Source organism: Streptomyces sp. NPDC048270, from assembly GCF_040652335.1.
Classification (GTDB): domain Bacteria; phylum Actinomycetota; class Actinomycetes; order Streptomycetales; family Streptomycetaceae; genus Streptomyces.
Genome location: NZ_JBEZLV010000056.1, coordinates 13,495 through 30,380 on the forward strand (window position 1 = coordinate 13,495; position 16,886 = coordinate 30,380).

The 16,886-nt window shown below is 70.4% G+C and carries 14 protein-coding genes and 5 tRNA genes; 10 read left to right on the forward strand and 9 right to left on the reverse strand.

The features are described 5' to 3' along the window. Nucleotides 1-99: 99 nt before the first annotated feature. The 8 genes from AB0D66_RS30990 to AB0D66_RS31025 all read right to left on the reverse strand — a co-directional run bounded on the left by AB0D66_RS30990 (nucleotide 100) and on the right by AB0D66_RS31025 (nucleotide 10,244). Complete coding sequence (locus AB0D66_RS30990; protein WP_037792108.1) at nucleotides 100-681, reverse strand: ATP/GTP-binding protein; 582 nt, start codon at nucleotides 679-681, stop codon at nucleotides 100-102. Next, nucleotides 662-1,225: a DUF742 domain-containing protein gene (locus tag AB0D66_RS30995; protein ID WP_362310544.1), complete on the reverse strand. Its 564-nt coding sequence runs from the start codon at nucleotides 1,223-1,225 to the stop codon at nucleotides 662-664. The genes AB0D66_RS30990 and AB0D66_RS30995 overlap by 20 nt, the downstream gene beginning before the upstream one ends. A gap of 93 nt (nucleotides 1,226-1,318) precedes the next feature. Next, a complete protein-coding gene (locus AB0D66_RS31000; protein ID WP_030037347.1) occupies nucleotides 1,319-1,732 on the reverse strand; it encodes a roadblock/LC7 domain-containing protein in 414 nt (137 codons plus the stop codon). Nucleotides 1,733-1,742: 10 nt separating this feature from the next. Then, nucleotides 1,743-4,940 carry a nitrate- and nitrite sensing domain-containing protein gene (locus tag AB0D66_RS31005; RefSeq protein ID WP_362310545.1) on the reverse strand — a complete coding sequence of 1,066 codons (3,198 nt, stop codon included), beginning with the start codon at nucleotides 4,938-4,940 and terminating at the stop codon, nucleotides 1,743-1,745. 292 nt (nucleotides 4,941-5,232) lie between these two features. Continuing rightward, nucleotides 5,233-5,826: an ATP/GTP-binding protein gene (locus tag AB0D66_RS31010; protein ID WP_362310546.1), complete on the reverse strand. Its 594-nt coding sequence runs from the start codon at nucleotides 5,824-5,826 to the stop codon at nucleotides 5,233-5,235. Then, complete coding sequence (locus AB0D66_RS31015) at nucleotides 5,807-6,199, reverse strand: DUF742 domain-containing protein (protein WP_007266775.1); 393 nt, start codon at nucleotides 6,197-6,199, stop codon at nucleotides 5,807-5,809. Before AB0D66_RS31015 ends, AB0D66_RS31010 begins: the two co-directional genes overlap by 20 nt. Before the next feature lie 151 nt (nucleotides 6,200-6,350). Continuing rightward, on the reverse strand, nucleotides 6,351-6,764 hold the full coding sequence (locus AB0D66_RS31020; protein WP_008739864.1) for a roadblock/LC7 domain-containing protein: 414 nt from the start codon (nucleotides 6,762-6,764) through the stop codon (nucleotides 6,351-6,353). Between the two features lie 9 nt (nucleotides 6,765-6,773). After that, nucleotides 6,774-10,244 carry a nitrate- and nitrite sensing domain-containing protein gene (locus AB0D66_RS31025; protein WP_362310547.1) on the reverse strand — a complete coding sequence of 1,157 codons (3,471 nt, stop codon included), beginning with the start codon at nucleotides 10,242-10,244 and terminating at the stop codon, nucleotides 6,774-6,776. Nucleotides 10,245-11,109: 865 nt separating this feature from the next. On the opposite strand from AB0D66_RS31025, the gene AB0D66_RS31030 reads away from it, so the two are divergent. The 10 genes from AB0D66_RS31030 to AB0D66_RS31075 all read left to right on the forward strand — a co-directional run bounded on the left by AB0D66_RS31030 (nucleotide 11,110) and on the right by AB0D66_RS31075 (nucleotide 15,739). Beyond that, on the forward strand, nucleotides 11,110-11,298 hold the full coding sequence (locus AB0D66_RS31030) for a hypothetical protein (RefSeq protein ID WP_361753275.1): 189 nt from the start codon (nucleotides 11,110-11,112) through the stop codon (nucleotides 11,296-11,298). 96 nt (nucleotides 11,299-11,394) lie between these two features. Then, nucleotides 11,395-12,183: a fumarylacetoacetate hydrolase family protein gene (locus tag AB0D66_RS31035; RefSeq protein ID WP_362310548.1), complete on the forward strand. Its 789-nt coding sequence runs from the start codon at nucleotides 11,395-11,397 to the stop codon at nucleotides 12,181-12,183. Next, nucleotides 12,176-13,654: a glutamate--tRNA ligase gene (gltX, locus tag AB0D66_RS31040; protein ID WP_362310549.1), complete on the forward strand. Its 1,479-nt coding sequence runs from the start codon at nucleotides 12,176-12,178 to the stop codon at nucleotides 13,652-13,654. Before AB0D66_RS31035 ends, gltX begins: the two co-directional genes overlap by 8 nt. Nucleotides 13,655-13,738: 84 nt before the next feature. Further along, nucleotides 13,739-14,413 (forward strand): DUF4241 domain-containing protein, encoded by a 675-nt coding sequence (locus tag AB0D66_RS31045; protein ID WP_362310550.1) that lies wholly within the window; start codon nucleotides 13,739-13,741, stop codon nucleotides 14,411-14,413. Nucleotides 14,414-14,423: 10 nt separating this feature from the next. Then, the gene (locus tag AB0D66_RS31050) at nucleotides 14,424-15,152 is read left to right on the forward strand and encodes an HAD family hydrolase (RefSeq protein ID WP_362310551.1); all 729 of its coding nucleotides are present in this window, start codon (nucleotides 14,424-14,426) and stop codon (nucleotides 15,150-15,152) included. Between the two features lie 85 nt (nucleotides 15,153-15,237). Then, nucleotides 15,238-15,309 (forward strand) — tRNA-Gln (locus AB0D66_RS31055). A gap of 27 nt (nucleotides 15,310-15,336) precedes the next feature. After that, nucleotides 15,337-15,409: transfer RNA gene (locus AB0D66_RS31060), tRNA-Glu, on the forward strand. Nucleotides 15,410-15,470: 61 nt separating this feature from the next. Continuing rightward, nucleotides 15,471-15,543 (forward strand) — tRNA-Glu (locus AB0D66_RS31065). Nucleotides 15,544-15,567: 24 nt separating this feature from the next. Then, nucleotides 15,568-15,639 (forward strand) — tRNA-Gln (locus tag AB0D66_RS31070). Nucleotides 15,640-15,666: 27 nt separating this feature from the next. Then, a tRNA-Glu gene (locus AB0D66_RS31075) sits at nucleotides 15,667-15,739 on the forward strand. A 152-nt stretch (nucleotides 15,740-15,891) separates the two neighbouring features. Here AB0D66_RS31075 and ndgR read toward each other — a convergent pair. After that, nucleotides 15,892-16,608 carry an IclR family transcriptional regulator NdgR gene (gene ndgR / locus AB0D66_RS31080; protein WP_112450208.1) on the reverse strand — a complete coding sequence of 239 codons (717 nt, stop codon included), beginning with the start codon at nucleotides 16,606-16,608 and terminating at the stop codon, nucleotides 15,892-15,894. Between the last annotated feature and the right edge of the window lie 278 nt (nucleotides 16,609-16,886).

Genomic DNA, 16,886 nt, shown 5'->3' on the forward strand with positions numbered 1-16,886 from the left:
GGCCTTTCGCGTGGGGCCGGTCCGTGCGCAACGCGGAAGGCCCCCGTGTCGTCCGACACGGGGGCCTGCACGGCGTGTTCTGCGGGGGAGGGCCCGGCGCTAGCGCAGGCGCGCCATGAGGGCGTGCTCCACGAGCGTGATGAGCGCGCTCTTGGCGTCCGCGCGGTGGCGGGCGTCGGTGGTGATGATGGGGGCGTCCGGGCCGATCTGCAGGGCCTCGCGGACTTCCTCCGGGGTGTAGGGCTGGTGGCCGTCGAAGCCGTTGAGGGCGATGACGAACGGCAGGCCGCTGTTCTCGAAGTAGTCGACGGCGGGGAAGCAGTCGGCGAGGCGGCGCGTGTCCACGAGCACGACGGCGCCGATGGCGCCGCGGACGAGGTCGTCCCACATGAACCAGAAGCGGTCCTGGCCCGGCGTACCGAAGAGGTACAGGATCAGGTCCTGGTCCAGCGTGATGCGGCCGAAGTCCATCGCGACCGTGGTGGTCGTCTTGTCACCGGTGTGGGTGAGGTCGTCGATGCCCGCCGAGGCGGAGGTCATGACGGCTTCGGTGCGCAGCGGGTTGATCTCGGAGACCGCGCCGACGAACGTGGTCTTGCCCACGCCGAAGCCGCCCGCCACCACGATCTTCGCGGAGGTGGTGGAGCGAGCCGCTCCGCCGTTAGAGCTTGCGAAGTCCACTGAGCACCCTTTCGAGCAGTGTCACATCTGGCTGGCCGCCGGCAGACTCGTCGCCGCCGGGCTGGTGAATGGCGACAAGGCCCGCCTCCGCCAGGTCGGCGACGAGGATGCGGGCGACACCAAGAGGAATGGAGAGGAGTGCCGAGATCTCCGCGACGGATTTGATCTCCTGGCACAGACGGCAGATGCGCTGGTGCTCGGGCAACTGCCCTTGCAGCCGCGCGGGGTCGGCCGTGGTACTGACCAGCGCCTCGATGGCGAGCTGGTAGCGCGGCCGAGTACGGCCGCCGGTCATCGCGTACGGGCGCACCAGCGGGTTGTGGGCCTTCGGAGCCGGCTGACGCGCGGCGCGCGGAGGCTGCTGCTGATGAGGCATCTGGGGCTGCTGAGGCTGCTGAGGCTGGCCGTACGGCTGCTGCTGGTAGGGGTTGTGCTCCGGCACGGGCCGGCTGGGAGCAGAGGGAAAGTTGAAGCGGTTCTGGTCGTGCTGCCCACCCTGCGGCTGCTGAGCGCCGCCATAAGGATGACCTCCGGGTGTTGTCACGTTTCCTCCTCCGACTCCAAGAACGCAGTACTCCCTGTGGAACCGCGCCACCGCACCCTATGGTGCGATGGCGCGAAACGCACTGCCTGTCTGCTAGTTGAGAAGACTTCCCTGCAGCTCGGCGCGCAGGTCCGGGGTCAGGACACTGCCCGCGCGATCCACCAGAAGGGCCATCTCGTAGCCGACGAGGCCGATGTCGCACTCGGGGTGCGCGAGCACCGCGAGCGAGGATCCGTCCGAGACGGACATGAGGAAAAGGAACCCCCGGTCCATCTCGACCACGGTCTGGTTGACGGCGCCGCCCTCGAAGATGCGGGAGGCCCCGGCGGTCAGCGAGGTCAGTCCGGAGGCAACGGCCGCCAGCTGATCCGCGCGGTCGCGCGGAAACCCGTCGGACATCGCCAGAAGGAGTCCGTCGGCGGAGACCACCACGGTGTGGGACACCCCAGGGGTGTTGTCCACGAAGTTGGTGATCAACCAGTTCAGGTTCTGTGCCGCCTGGCTCATCGGGCTCACACTAACGCTCCTGGTCATAGCTGTTACTTGACTGCTCAGAACCCGCGCTGCGTCCCTGCTGGACACCCCGCCGCAGGTTGCTCAACCTGCCGCGGACGTCCTCCGGAGCGCGGGAGACCTGGGGGCCGCCCTGCGGGGTCGTCTCCGCCGCGCCCTCGACCAGGTTGGCCTTGGGCACCCGCCGAGGGAGGCCGGACGGGGTGACCCCGCCCGCCTTCGGCTCACGGAGTTTGGCCGCCTGCTGCCAGCGCTCGTCGTTGCCCGAACGCCAGGCCGTGCCGGCTTCCTTCTCCTCCGAGGACCGCTCCGGTTCAGCGGGCTGCTGCTGACGCTGCGGCCGCTGCTCGAAGAGGGACCCGGTGGACTCCGCTTCCTGCTGTGCCGGCTGCCACTGCTGCTGGCTGCCGCGGCGCGGCAGGCCCGCTCCGGTCATCTGGTGACCGGTGTCGGCAGCGGCGCCCGGACGGTCGAAGCCTACGCGCTCCGGAGCCGCTTCGGGGACGGCCGGGGATTCCGATTCGGTCCCGTAACCCTGCTGGTAGGCAGCCGGATAGGTGTTCTGTCCGGGCCACTCGGCCTGCTGCGACGGGGAGTCGTAGCCGCCGTCGTAGTCCGGGGCGGCCGGCTGGCGGTTCTCGTAGCCGGCTTCCGGATATCCGTAGCCCTGCTGCGGGTACTCGTCGTAGCCCTGCTGGCCCTGCTGAGCCTGCGGTGCCTCGTACGAGCCGTCGTAGCCCTGCTCGGACTGCTGCTCGTAGCCCTGGTACGGCTGGTAGCCGTGCTCAGGCTGAGGTTCCGGATACTCCTGGCCGACCTGGTCGTACTGCTGCTCCTGCGGGTAGCCGACCTGGGCCTCCAGCGCGGCGCGCCGCTCCTCGCGCACGAGGGACCGCCCGACCGGGTCGAGGTCGCGGACGTCGCCGCCCTGCTGGTCGTAGCGGGAGTCGTCGAAACCGAGCTCGGCGGCCGTGCGCAGCGGGGCGGGCTGCTGGGCCTGCTGCTGCGGGATGATCGAGGAGACCGTGAAGTCGTCGTCCGGAATGCCCTCGCCACCGCCACCGTGGGTGATGGCGTCGGGGAGCATGATCAGCGACGTGGTGCCGGCCGCCTCGCCCGAGGGTCGCAGCTGGACGCGGATGCTGTGGCGGTCCGCCAGCCGGCCGACCACGAACAGACCCATGCGCTGCGAGATCGCGGCGTCCACGGTCGGCGGGTTGGCCAGCTTGTGGTTGATGTCCGCGAAGTCCTCGGCGGTGAGGCCGATGCCCTTGTCGTGGATCTCGACCATCACGCGGCCGTCGGGCAGACGCGTGGCGGTGACGCGGACCTTGGTCTGCGGGGACGAGAACGTGGTGGCGTTCTCCAGGAGCTCGGCGAGCAGGTGCACGAGGTCGGTCACGGCCTGGCCGTGGATCTCGGCGTCCGAGACGCCGGAGAGCTCGATGCGCTCGTACTGCTCCACCTCCGAGGAGGCGGCGCGCAGGACGTCGACGAGGGGGACCGGCTGGTCCCAGCGGCGGCCCGGCTCCTCACCCGCGAGGATGAGGAGGTTCTCGCCGTTGCGGCGCATACGGGTGGCCAGGTGGTCCAGCCGGAAGAGGTTCTCCAGCTGGTCCGGGTCCGCCTCGTTGTTCTCCAGGTCGGTGATGAGGGTCAGCTGGCCCTCGATCAGCGACTGGTTACGCATGGAGAGGTTGGTGAAGATCGCGTTGACGTTCCCTCGCAGGAGCGCCTGCTCGGCGGCGAGCCGGACCGCTTCCCGGTGGACCTGGTCGAAGGCGCGGGCGACCTCGCCGATCTCGTCCTGGGAGTCGATCGGGATCGGCTGGACACGGGTGTCCACCTTGCCCGGGTCGGTGCGCGAGAGCTGGTCGACGAGCATCGGCAGCCGCTGCTCGGCGATGTCGAAGGCGGCGGCGCGCAGGCGGCGCATCGCGCGGCCCATCTGGCGGGCCATGAGGCCGGCCATGATGAAGGCGGCGAGCAGGGCCACGACCACGATGGCGCCGTTGACGATGGCGTCGGTGCGGGCCTCGTCGGAGACCGCGACGGCGTCGTTGACGGCCTTGTCGAGGAGGTCCTTCTCGATCTCGTCGTAGCCGTCGAACTTGGCGGTGGCGGCGGCCTGCCAGGCCATCGGCGTGGTGCCGCCGGCCGCGAGCTTGGTCTTGTTCTCGCCGCTGGCTATCGCCTCGGTCATGCCGGTGAGCACCGACTTGTTGGCCGCCACGGGCGGCGGCACGAAGCGGACGCCGGCCTCCTCGGCCTTGGCCTTCGCCTCGGCGAGCTTGGTGGCGCCCTCGTCGGACTTCTTCTGCATGACCTGCTTGAGCTGGTTCACGTCCTCCTCGGTGCCCGCCGCGACGTACTCGCCGATGGCGATTTCCTCGAGGTAGGCGTAGGAGGAGAAGGCGACGAGCTGGCTCTTGCGGATCTCCTCGTTGGCGCTCGGCCGGACCAGCAGGTGGGTACCGACGGCACGCTGCAGCGAGTTGGCCGCCTTGGCCAGCTGGATCGCGTAGACCATGCGGCCGTACGAGGTCACGTTGCCGGTGCCGAGGCCGAGCTCGTTGGAGAACTGCATGAGGTAGTGCTGGACCAGCACATAGCCCTCTTCGGTCGGGATCGGGCCCGCCGCGGTGGGGAGGTTCTTCTTCGCGGTCTCGGCCGCGGCGACGTACGCCGTCTCACGGACCGTCTTGAGCTTGGGCTCGTCGCCGCGGAAGAGGTCCAGCCGTCGCTCCATGCCCTGGTTCTTCGGCATGTCCTGGACGGCCTGGTCGAACTTCACCTTGGCCGCGTCGGTCGTGCCGCGGGCCTTGGTGACGATCTCGCTGTTCGGGTTGCCGCTCAGCAGCGGCTCGGCCGTGAGGTCGCGCTCGTTGAGCAGCGCCTGGCTGTACTCCGAGGAGGCCTGGACGACCCTGGCTATCTTCTCGGCGTCCTTGGCCTCGTTCCAGGTGTCGACGGAGCCCTTCACCTGGAAGCCGCCCATGACCAGGCCGACGAGGGCCGGCACGAGCAGGATGGCGTTCAGACGGGTCGGCACACGCCAGTTGCGGGGCGAGAACCTGCTGGTGCTCCCGCCGCTCACCGGTGGTTCCACGGGCACGTCGACGGGCGACGCGGCCGCTCGCGGCGGCGGGGTGAAGTTGCCGCGCGCGGGTTCATCCGCGGGGCTCGTGTTGCTTCGCCTCACTCGACCAACAACCTCTCGGCGGTGCTACTAGCTAGTTCGTTGAATTCCAGCATGGTTAACGGCCCTGTTCCAAACAGTTGAAATCGGCCATTCCCAGAACCTTATGCCCCACATAAATCGGACATAAAGAGCTTCCTGCGGCAAAAATGAGGGGAGTTGTGCGCGTAGCGGCACCAGCCGAACGCACCCCGTTGCCAACTGGCGGCAATTGTCTGTCGAAACGTTATGAACCAGAAGGGCGGGCCGTGTCGTATGACACAGCCCGCCCCCCGGGTACGGCAGTCGCACGGCGCTACTTGAGCCGCGCCATGAGGGCGTGCTCCACGAGCGTGATGAGCGCGCTCTTGGCGTCCGCGCGGTGGCGGGCGTCGGTGGTGATGATCGGCGCGTCCGGGCCGATCTGCAGGGCCTCGCGGACTTCCTCCGGAGTGTACGGCTGGTGCCCCTCGAAGCCGTTGAGGGCCACGACGAACGGCAGGCCGCTGTTCTCGAAGTAGTCGACCGCGGGGAAGCAGTCGGCCAGCCGGCGCGTGTCGACCAGGACGATCGCCCCGATGGCGCCGCGGACCAGGTCGTCCCACATGAACCAGAAGCGGTCCTGGCCCGGCGTACCGAAGAGGTACAGGATCAGGTCCTGGTCCAGCGTGATGCGGCCGAAGTCCATCGCGACGGTCGTCGTCGTCTTGTCACCGGTGTGCGTGAGGTCGTCGATGCCCGCCGAGGCGGAGGTCATGACGGCTTCGGTGCGCAGCGGGTTGATCTCGGAAACGGCTCCGACGAACGTCGTCTTGCCCACGCCGAAGCCGCCCGCCACCACGATCTTCGCGGAGGTGGTGGAGCGCGGCGCCGCTGCGTGAGGGCTTCCGTTAGAGCTTGCGAAGTCCACTGAGCACCCTTTCGAGCAGTGTGACGTCCGGCGTGCCGCCGGCCTCTCCATTGCCCGGCTGGTGGATGGCCACCATTCCGGCCTCCGCCAGGTCGGCGACGAGGATCCGGGCGACACCGAGCGGCATCGACAGCAGTGCGGAGACCTCCGCGACCGACTTGACCTCGCGGCACAGGGTGCAGATGCGCTGGTGCTCCGGGAGGAGGCCGGACAGGTGCATCGGATCGGCCGTGGTGCTCACCAGGGCCTCGATCGCGAGCTGGTAGCGGGGCCGGGTCCGGCCGCCGGTCATCGCGTACGGACGCACCAGCGGCTGGTCGCCTTCCGAGTACGAATCTCCGTACGCATCGGGATAGGCGGGGGGCGGGGTCATTGATCCTCCGGGCTGGACAGCAGTGGTCAGCGTGCCGTCTGACGGGGCGGCCGGTGGGGGGACGGTATGACGGCCTGGCGGTGGTACTGGGTTCCGGGGCGGATGCTCCGGGCCCCCGGCCGTTAGTACCGTCCGGCCGGGGGAGGGGGAGTCAGATGAGCAGGCTTCCCTGCAGCTCCGCGCGCAGGTCCGGGGTCAGGACGCTGCCGGCGCGGTCCACGAGGAGGGCCATCTCGTAGCCGACGAGGCCGATGTCGCACTCGGGGTGCGCCAGTACGGCCAGCGAGGATCCGTCCGAGACGGACATGAGGAAGAGGAATCCCCGGTCCATCTCGACCACGGTCTGGTTGACGGCGCCGCCCTCGAAGATGCGGGAGGCTCCGGCGGTCAGCGAGGTCAGTCCGGAGGCGACGGCCGCCAGCTGGTCGGCGCGGTCGCGGGGGAATCCTTCGGACATCGCCAGAAGGAGTCCGTCGGCGGAGACCACCACGGTGTGGGACACCCCAGGGGTGTTGTCCACGAAGTTGGTGATCAACCAGTTCAGGTTCTGTGCCGCCTGGCTCATCGAACTCAACTATCGCTCCTGCTGGTAAGTGGGGTCGATGTGGTAACTGCCGGTAGCCGGACCGCTGTTGCCGGCCTGGCGGCCCTGCTGGATACCGCGCCTGAGGTTGGTCAGACGGCCGCGGACGTCGTCCGGTGCCCGCGAGACCTGCGGACCGGCCTGCGCCTCGGCCTGCTGCTGAGCCGTGCCGGCCACGAGGTTCGCCCGCGGGACCCGGCGGGGCAGCCCCGACGTGGTGATGCCGCCCGCGGCGGGCTGGCGAACCCGCTCGGCCTGCCGCATCAGCTCGTCGTTGGGGGAGGACCGCCAGCTGACGGTCGGCGTGGCGCCGGTCGCCGCGGTGGCGGACTCGGCCGGTGCCTGGCCGCGCTGCGGCAGCTGCGGAGCAGGGGCCGCCGGGGCGGACTGCTGCGGCTGCTGCGGTACGGAAGGTGCCTGCGCGGGGGGCTGCTGCCCCTCCTCGCGGAACCAGTTCGACTCCAGGGTGTCGAAGATGGGGCTGCGGGCGTCGCCGGAGCTCGGCGCCGGGGGCAGCGCCTCGGGCCGGTGGGCCTGCGGCAGACCGGGGGCCTCCGGGCGCTGCGGAGCCTGCGGCGCGTAGCCGCCGGACTGCTGCGGGGCCTGCGGCTGCGGGGCCTGCGGCTGCTGGAACTGCTGCGGCTGGGGCTGCTGCGGGGCCTGGGGCTGGCGGGCGAGGCCGCCGACACCGGGACCGCCGGGACGCTGCGGCTGGTAGCCGGGGCGGGCGAACTGTCCGGTGCTGGACGGGTCCACGGGGCCGCGTACGTCCGGACGCTCGAACTGCCCGGTCGTGCTGTTGCCGCCGGCGTTCGCCTGGGGCATGGGGGCGTTGAAGTCCGGGCGGGCGAACTCGGCCGTCGAGCCGGGGCCCGAGAGCTCGTCGTGGCCGCGGGCCTGGTCGGCGCCCCAGCTGGTGGTCTGCGGGCCGGGGAGCTCGGGCCGCGGGGCACCGCCGCGCGGCGGCAGCTGCGGCCGGGCGCCGCGGGAGGCCGGCGCCGCGGGGGCGGCCGGCTGCTGCTGCGGCTGCTGGCCCTGCGGCTGCTGCGACTGCTGCGGCTGTTGGGCCTGCGGCTGCGGCTGGGGCTGGGGCTGCTGCGGACGCTCGAAGCCGTTGCCCTGCGGGAAGCCGGGCTGGCCGGACGCGGTGGGCGCGGCGGCCGGACGGGCCTGCGGGCCGCGACCCGCCAGCGGCGCACCGGAGCCGAAGCCGGCCTGGCCCTGCCCGTTGGTGGTCGCACCCTGCTGCGGGCGGGCGCCGGGAGCGACGGGGCCGCCCTGCTGGGGGGACCAACCGCCCTGGGAGCCCTGCTGGTTCGGGGAGCCGGGCTGGTTCTGGCCGCCCTGCGGACGCTGCTGGCCCGGGGCGCCGTCGCGTCCGGGCAGTGCGGCACGCTGGCCGCCCGGGGCGACCTGGCCGCGCTGCGGAGCCGCGCCCACCGGGGGACGGGAGCCCGCGCCGGGCACGGAAGCCTGCCCGCCGGGGCCGCCCTGGCCGCCGACGGGGCCGCCCTGCGGACCCGGACCCTGGCCGCCCGGCTTCTTGCCGCCCTGGGCGACGTCCACCGGCAGCATGACGAGGGCCGTCGTACCGCCCGAGTCGGAGGGGCGCAGCTGGATGCGGATGCCGTGTCGCAGGGACAGGCGGCCGACCACGAACAGGCCCATGCGGCGGGAGACGGAGACGTCCACGGTCGGCGGCGACGCGAGCCGCTCGTTGATCGCGGCGAGGTCCTCGGGGGAGAGGCCGATACCGGTGTCGTGGATCTCGACCAGCACGCGGCCGTCGGGCAGCGCGTGGCCGGTGACCTTGACCTTGGTCTGCGGGGAGGAGAACGAGGTGGCGTTCTCCAGCAGCTCGGCGAGGAGGTGCACGAGGTCGTTGACGACGCGGCCGGCGACATCGGTGCCGGGCACCGAGGACAGTTCGATGCGCTCGTACTGCTCCACCTCGGACGCCGCGGCGCGGAGCACGTCGACGAGCGGGACGGGGCGGGTCCACCGGCGGCCCGGCTCCTCGCCCGCGAGGACGAGGAGGTTCTCGCCGTTACGGCGCATGCGGGTCGCGAGGTGGTCGAGCTTGAAGAGCGAGGACAGCTGGTCCGGGTCGGCCTCGCGCGACTCCAGCTCGGAGATGAGCGAGAGCTGGCGCTGGATGAGGCCCTGGGAACGGCGCGAGAGGTTGGTGAACATCGCGTTGACGTTGCCCCGGAGGAGGGCCTGTTCGGCGGCGAGGCGGACGGCCTCGCGGTGCACGTCGTCGAAGGCCGCGGCCACCTGGCCGATCTCGTCGCGGGTGTGCAGGCCGACCGACTCCACGGACGTGTCCACGTCCTGCGGGTCGGACTCGGAGAGCTGCTTGACGAGCTCGGGGAGGCGGTCCTGGGCGACGCGGGTCGCGGTGTCCTGCAGGCGGCGCAGCGAGCGGATCATCGAGCGGGCCATGACGAAGGCGCCGACGAGGGAGACACCGAGGACGAGGAGGATCAGCGCACCGTTGATGATGGCGTCCTGCTGCGACTCGTTCTTGAGCTCGCGGGCCTTCTGCTCCATGTCCTCGAGCAGGGACAGCTCGATGCGCCCCATCGCCTGGAGCTTGACGTCGTCGGCGTCGTACCAGTCCATCCAGGACCGGTTCTTCTCCTTGAGGAACTGGTCCTTGGTGCTCAGCACACGGCGCGCGTAGTGGTCGGCGGTGCCGATCTCGGTGTTGCCGTCGCCGAGGGACGCGAGGAGCTCCTCGGACTTGCCCTGGTAGACCAGCTCGAAGGTCTTCTTCGACTGCTGCTCGCCCTTGAGCGCGGAGAGGGCGTACAGACGGTCGTTCTCCTTCAGCTCGCCCTGCCGCTCGTTGCTGTCGGGCAGCGAGGCGGCGATGATCGCGCGCTGGACGGAGGCGTACTCCTTGGCGGCGGAGAAGGCCGACAGGGCGCGCGTGCGCTTGATCATCTCCGGGCTGGAGGTGGCCTGCGCCATGTCCTGGGAGAGCGAGAGCAGCGAGACGATGAGGCTGTTGTACTCGGTGACGGTCTGCTGAGCGCCGTTCGCGTACGCCTTGGTGCGGATGTCCTCGATGAGGGTGAGCTGGCGGCCGATCTGCAGGATGTTGTTGCGGATCGACTTGAGCGTCTCGTCCTTGTCCTCCGTGTTGTCGACCTTGTCGGTCGCACGGGCGAAGGCCTCGGCGGCGGCGTCGGTGTGCTCGCGCACGCCCTTGACGGTGCTGTTGACCTTGCCGGACTTGTCGGCGGACAGCGGACCCGCGGACTTGTCGCGCTCCTCCTGGAGCGCGGCGGCCAGGTTGGTGGCCTGCCGGGTCATCGTCGTCAGCAGCTGCATGTGCTCGAGCTGAGCGATGTCGTTGAGCGAGTCGTTGATACGGACGCCACCGAGCGTGGTGGCGGCGACGACGGGCAGGGTCAGCAGCGACACCAGTCGCGTGCTGATGCGCCAGTTCTGCATGGCGAGACGGGAACCGGGCCCACTGGGGGCCTTCGGTATCGCCACGTCCTGCTCGACCGACCCGGCCTGGGCCTTGACGGGCTTGCCGCGTCCCTTGGCCCGCGCCTTCACCGAGGCGGAGACGTCCGGGCCCGCGCCTTCGACAGCCGGCCCGCGGTTCTGGGCGTGCTGGGGCGAGGAGCCACGGTCGGTCCCGCCGCGGGGCTCCTGGTCAGCCGCGGCTTCCCCTCGGCCCTGGCGGGCCTGGGGAGACCCCTTGCCATCCCTCTTGAATCGTCCCTGCACTAGCGTCGCAACCTCTGGACCAGGCGTCCCGCCGGGCGACCGGTGGGACGGTGTCGAGTCGTGGGGCACTAACGGCCCCATGGTGGTCGTCGGTGACCGGCGCGTCTCCCTCTCCTTGCCGCCGCGCTCGGCGCTGTGTCGCGCCACCTGCGCGCCGGCTGATTCCCGCGGCGGTCCCGCGAATTCCAGCACAGTGGAGGATCTCCAACAAGGTGCGAGCACCGGGCCGCGGAGTCGGTGACGGCTTGTGACAGGTGGGCTACAGGATGTGGGGCCGCTTTCGGGAGAAACCGGACTTACACCATGCAAACACGGCGACTGGCAAGGTGTCCCAGTCGCCATGATCAGGAGCGGAATGGCGCATTCAGTGGCGCAATGTCCGTTTCGCGGCATGGAGTTGACTGTCCGTTATGCCGGTAATGCCTGGTCACTGGTGAGCAAACTCACACGGCTGTGGCCATTACTTCCCGGTTCCGTGAGGGATTCGGATGTTTAGCCTTACCCCTTAAAGGGTTGGCGCCGCGGTCGGCGCACGCCACAACCGACATCCCAGAGACCGAACCGAGGACCTCGAACCCCGATGAAGACGACGACGATGTTCCGCAACATAGCCAACCCCCGCCGCACCACCCTCGCGCACCTCAAGGACGCCGAGGAGCTGCAGGCGGCCCCGGCCACCCCGGAGCACGCCGTCGAGCTGCCCACGCAGACCGCCAACCCCCGGCGCACGATCCTGATGGACGCCCCGGTGGCCGCCGCCGCGCAGTAGCCCCCGCCAAATGAGGGCGAAGCGCCCCTGCCGACCGCGTTAGCCTGGAGTCCGCAGACTCCAGCCAGCGGACATACAGAGGGGCAGACGCAACACGTGCGCATCGCCAGGTTCTCGATCGACGGCAATGTCGCCTTCGGCGCGGTCGAGGGCGATGCCGCCCCCGGCGCCGAAGGCGAGCTCGTCCTCGACATCATCAAGGGCATCCCGTTCGCGGACTTCGAGCTCTCCGGCACGAAGGTCCCGCTGAGCAAGGTGCGCCTGCTGCCGCCCGTGCTCCCGAACAAGGTCGTGGCCATCGGCCGCAACTACGCGGAGCACGCGGCGGAGCTCGGCAACGAGGTCCCGGACGCCCCCCTCACCTTCTTCAAGCCCTCCACCTCGGTGGTCGGCCCGGGCGACCCGATCACGTACCCCTCCTTCTCCCAGGACCTCCACCACGAGGCGGAGCTCGCCGTGGTCATCGGCCGCATGTGCCGGGAGGTCCCCAGGGAGCGGGTCAAGGACGTCATCCTCGGCTACACCTGCGCCAACGACGTCACGGCGCGCGATGTCCAGCAGCGCGAGAAGCAGTGGGCGCGGGCCAAGGGCTTCGACAGCTCCTGCCCCCTCGGCCCCTGGATCGAGACCGACCTGGACCCGGCGGACCTGACCATTCAGTGCACGGTCAACGGCGAACAGCGCCAGCTCGGCCGCACCAGCGACATGGTCCGCTCCATCGAGGACCTGATCGTCCACATCACCGAGGCCATGACGCTGCTCCCGGGCGACGTCATCCTCACGGGGACCCCGGCCGGCGTCGGGCCCCTCAACGTCGGCGACGAGGTCGCCGTCACCATCGAAGGCATCGGCACTCTCACCAACAAGGTGATCAAGCGTGGCTAACGCGAACTCCCCCCGCGTACGTTTCTGTCCCTCCCCGACCGGCAACCCCCACGTGGGCCTGGTCCGCACCGCCCTCTTCAACTGGGCGTTCGCCCGCCACCACGGCGGTACGTTCGTCTTCCGGATCGAGGACACCGACGCGGCCCGGGACTCCGAGGAGTCGTACGAGCAGCTGCTCGACTCGCTGCGCTGGCTCGGCTTCACCTGGGACGAGGGCCCCGAGGTCGGCGGCCCGCACGCCCCGTACCGGCAGTCCGAGCGCATGGACATCTACCAGGACGTCGCGCGCAGGCTCCTGGAGGGCGGCTACGCCTACCACTGCTACTGCACCACCGAGGAGCTCGACGCCCGCCGCGCGGCCGCCCGCGCCGCCGGCAAGCCCTCGGGCTACGACGGCCACTGCCGCGAGCTCACCACCGTGCAGGTCGAGGCGTACCAGGGCGAGCACCGCAGCTCGATCGTCCGCTTCCGGATGCCCGACGAGACCATCACCTTCACCGACCTGGTCCGCGGCGAGCTGTCCTTCACCCCGGAGAACGTGCCGGACTTCGGCATCGTCCGGGCCAACGGCGCCCCGCTGTACACGCTCGTCAACCCGGTGGACGACGCGCTGATGGAGATCACGCACGTCCTGCGCGGCGAGGACCTGCTGTCCTCCACCCCCCGCCAGATCGCCCTCTACAAGGCGCTGATCGAGCTGGGCGTCGCCAAGAGCACCCCCGCCTTCGGCCACCTGCCGTACGTCATGGGCGAGGGCAACAAGAAGCTCTCCAAGCGCGACCCCGAGGCCTCGCTCAACCTGTACCGCGAGCGCGGCTTCCTCCCCGAGGGCCTGCTGAACTACCTCTCGCTCCTCGGCTGGTCCTTCTCCAAGGACCAGGACGTCTTCTCGATCGAGGAGATGGTGGCGAAGTTCGACATCGACGGAGTCAACGCCAACCCGGCCCGCTTCGACCTCAAGAAGGCCGAGTCGATCAACGGCGACCACATCCGCCTGCTGGACCCGAAGGCCTTCGCGGACGCCTGCGCCCCGTGGCTGCGGGCCCCGCACGCCAACTGGGAGCCCGAGGACTTCGACGCCGAGGCCTGGGAGCGCATCGCGCCGTACGCCCAGACCCGGGTGACCGTCCTGTCGGACATCACCGCCAACGTCGACTTCCTGTTCCGCAAGGAGCCGGTCGAGGACCAGGCCTCGTGGGACAAGGCGATGAAGGGCGAGCCCGCGGCCCTGCTGACCACCGCCCGCGAGAACCTCTCCGCCGCCGACTGGAACGACCCGGAGGCCCTCAAGCAGGCCGTCCTGACCGCCGGCGAGGCCCACGGGCTCAAGCTCGGCAAGGCCCAGGCCCCCGTCCGCGTGGCCGTGACCGGCCGCACCGTCGGCCTGCCGCTCTTCGAGTCCCTGCAGATCCTGGGCAAGGACCGCTCCCTGTCCCGCATCGACGCGGCCCTGGCCAAGCTCGCCGCGTAGCACTCCCGCACCCCCGGAAGGGGCGGCCGCCCTCCCGCGGCCGCCCCTTCCGGCGTTCCCGCCCTCGACCCGGAAGGCCCCGCGATGCCGATGGCCGCTCCCGACTACTCCTGGCACTTCACGCCGGGCAACACCTTCCGCGACGACGGGGACCTCGGGACCCTGTCCGTGGTGAAAGGGGGCACGCTCTGGCTGCCGAGCGGGCGGCTGGTGGCCTGTGACCCCATGGCCCGTCTGGGCCTGGCGCCGGGCAGTCCTCCGTTCCACGACCAGGTGAGCCCGGGGCGCTACCGGCTGGAGTCGGCCCTCGTCACCTGGTCCACGGCCGACGAGCCGGCGCAGGCGGCGCCCCATCAGGATCTCGCTGCCGTGCGGCTCGTGATCACGCGGGCGCCGACCGTGTCCTGGGAGCCGGCGCTCAGCGGAGCGCAGCGCGTGGGCGACCTGGGGCCGGACGAGATCTACGGCTACGGAGTGGACGCGGGCGTCGGCGCCTTCCACGACGCGGCCGCCGGGCCGCACTTCGCCGACCGCGAGGCCACCCGGGAGCTGCTGCGCGCCCCGTTCCTCGCCGACGGGTACCGGTCTCCCGGCCCGTACGTCGTCACCGCTCCCGGAGGCCACCAGGCGGCGGTCTTCCAGTCAGGCTGGGGCGACGGCGTGTATCCGACCTGGACCGGACGGGACGCGGACGGCGGCGTGACCTGCTTCCTCACCGACTTCTTCGTCGTGCCCACGGAGCGCGAGGCCACCGCGTAGGCTCGGCCGCATGCCGATCCGTGCCGTCCTGTGGGACATCGACGACACCCTGTTCGACTACACGGGGGCCGACGCCGCCGGGCTCTCCCGGCACCTGGCGGCCGAGCGGATCGCGGAGCGGTACGGCACCCCCGCGCAGGCCCTCGCGCTGTGGCGGGAGATCACCGACCGGAACTGGGCGCGCTTCGCCGCGGGCGAGGGCACCTTCCAGGGGCAGCGGCGCGACCGGGTGCGGGAGTTCCTGGAGCGGCCCGCGATGACCGACGGCGAGGCCGACGCCTGGTTCGACCAGTACGTCGCGCACTACAAGGCCGCCTGGACGGTCTTCCCCGACGTGGTGCCCGTACTCGACGCCCTCGCGGCCGACTACCGGCACGGGGTGCTCACCAACTCCTCCACCGTCAACCAGGACCCCAAGCTGCGCGACCTGGGTCTGCGCGACCGCTTCGAGGTGCTGGTCTGCGCCGTGGAGCTCGGGATCAGCAAGCCCGAGGCGGGGGCCTTCCTCGCCGCCTGCGAGGCGCTGGGGCTGCCGCCCGCCGATGTGGCCTACGTGGGGGACCAGCCGGAGATCGACGCGCGCGGAGCCCGTGACGCCGGGCTGCTCGCCATCTGGCTCGACCGCGACGGCGGCCGGGGGGACGGACCCGATGGCGTGCACCGGATCGAGGGGCTTGACCTGCTCCCTGAGCTGCTGACGTCCGATACCCGTTTTGGAGCACGGTCAGGCATCCGGTAATGTTCTTTCTGCGCCGCCGGAGCGGGCCGAAAGGCCGGACGGAGGCGCCACTCGAAAGAAAACCCCGCAGGGGGTTGACTTTTGGTGGGGTATAGTGTAATTGGCAACACGAGGGTTTCTGGTTCCCTTATTCTAGGTTCGAGTCCTGGTACCCCAGCGCAGTGCAGTAGTAACGCAGTGCTTTGCCCCCGTTGTGTAGCGGCCTAGCACGCCGCCCTCTCAAGGCGGTAGCGCCGGTTCGAATCCGGTCGGGGGTACAGATCCTTCCCGTGAGGTGTCCTGGGTAGCTCCCGTACGTCTTGATGCAGGATCGCTAGGGCCCCCGTTGTGTAGCGGCCTAGCACGCCGCCCTCTCAAGGCGGTAGCGCCGGTTCGAATCCGGTCGGGGGTACTGTTGGTCTGGTATAGACCACTTTGGGCTATGGTGTAATTGGCAACACGAAGGTTTCTGGTTCCTTTGTTCTAGGTTCGAGTCCTGGTAGCCCAGCGCAGTGCAGTGAAAGCTGCAAGGCACGCCCCCGTTGTGTAGCGGCCTAGCACGCCGCCCTCTCAAGGCGGTAGCGCCGGTTCGAATCCGGTCGGGGGTACGCACTCAAGAGGCCCTCCGCGTTCATCGCGGAGGGCCTCTTCGTTGTGTCCGCACCGCGCGTAAGTGCGGGCCCGGAGGCGCGTGTTCGGACGTGTGCGGCGTCGTACGCGCCCCCGGGCCCGGGGGTGGGTGAGGCGGGGGAGGGGAAGGTCAGCTGGAGCGGCGCAGGGCCTCCGTGAGGCGGGCGGCCGCGTCGATGACGGCCTGCGCGTGCATCCGCCCCGGGTGCCGGGTCAGGCGCTCGATCGGCCCGGAGACCGACACCGAGGCCACCACCCGGTTCGAGGGCCCGCGCACCGGAGCGGAGACGGAGGCCACACCGGGCTCCCGCTCGCCGATCGACTGCGCCCAGCCGCGGCGGCGTACGCCCGAGAGCGCCGTCGCCGTGAAGCGCGCGCCCTGCAGGCCGCGGTGGAGCCGCTCGGGCTCCTCCCAGGCCATCAGGATCTGCGCGGCGGAGCCCGCCTTCATCGGCAGGGTCGAGCCCACCGGGACGGTGTCCCGCAGGCCGGACAGCCGCTCCGCGGCCGCGACGCAGATGCGCATGTCTCCCTGACGGCGGTAGAGCTGCGCGCTCTCGCCCGTCACGTCACGGAGGTGGGTCAGAACCGGTCCCGCCGTGGCCAGCAGGCGGTCCTCGCCGGCCGCGGCGGCGAGCTCCGCCAGCCGCGGGCCGAGGATGAACCGGCCCTGCATGTCCCTCGCCACCATCCGGTGGTGTTCCAGTGCCACGGCAAGGCGATGTGCCGTGGGTCGTGCGAGCCCTGTCGCCGCGACCAGCCCGGCGAGGGTGGCCGGACCGGACTCCAGTGCGCTCAGTACCAGAGCTGCCTTGTCGAGAACGCCGACGCCGCTAGAGTTGTCCATGAAACGATATTCACGTCTCACACTGTGAAACGCAAGTTCAATTTTTCCAAGAACCAGCGAGTCTGTATGTGCGGGTCCACGAACCACTGGGTCCGAGCCGTCGTCCGGGACGTGGGGTACGGGCGATCAGGCGCACGAGATCTCTATGAAGCGCCGGCACAACCGGCCGGCCGGAGGGAAAGCGATGGGTAGGACACTCGCGGAGAAGGTCTGGGACGATCATGTCGTCCGGCGCGCCGAAGGCGAGCCCGACCTCCTCTTCATCGATCTGCACCTGC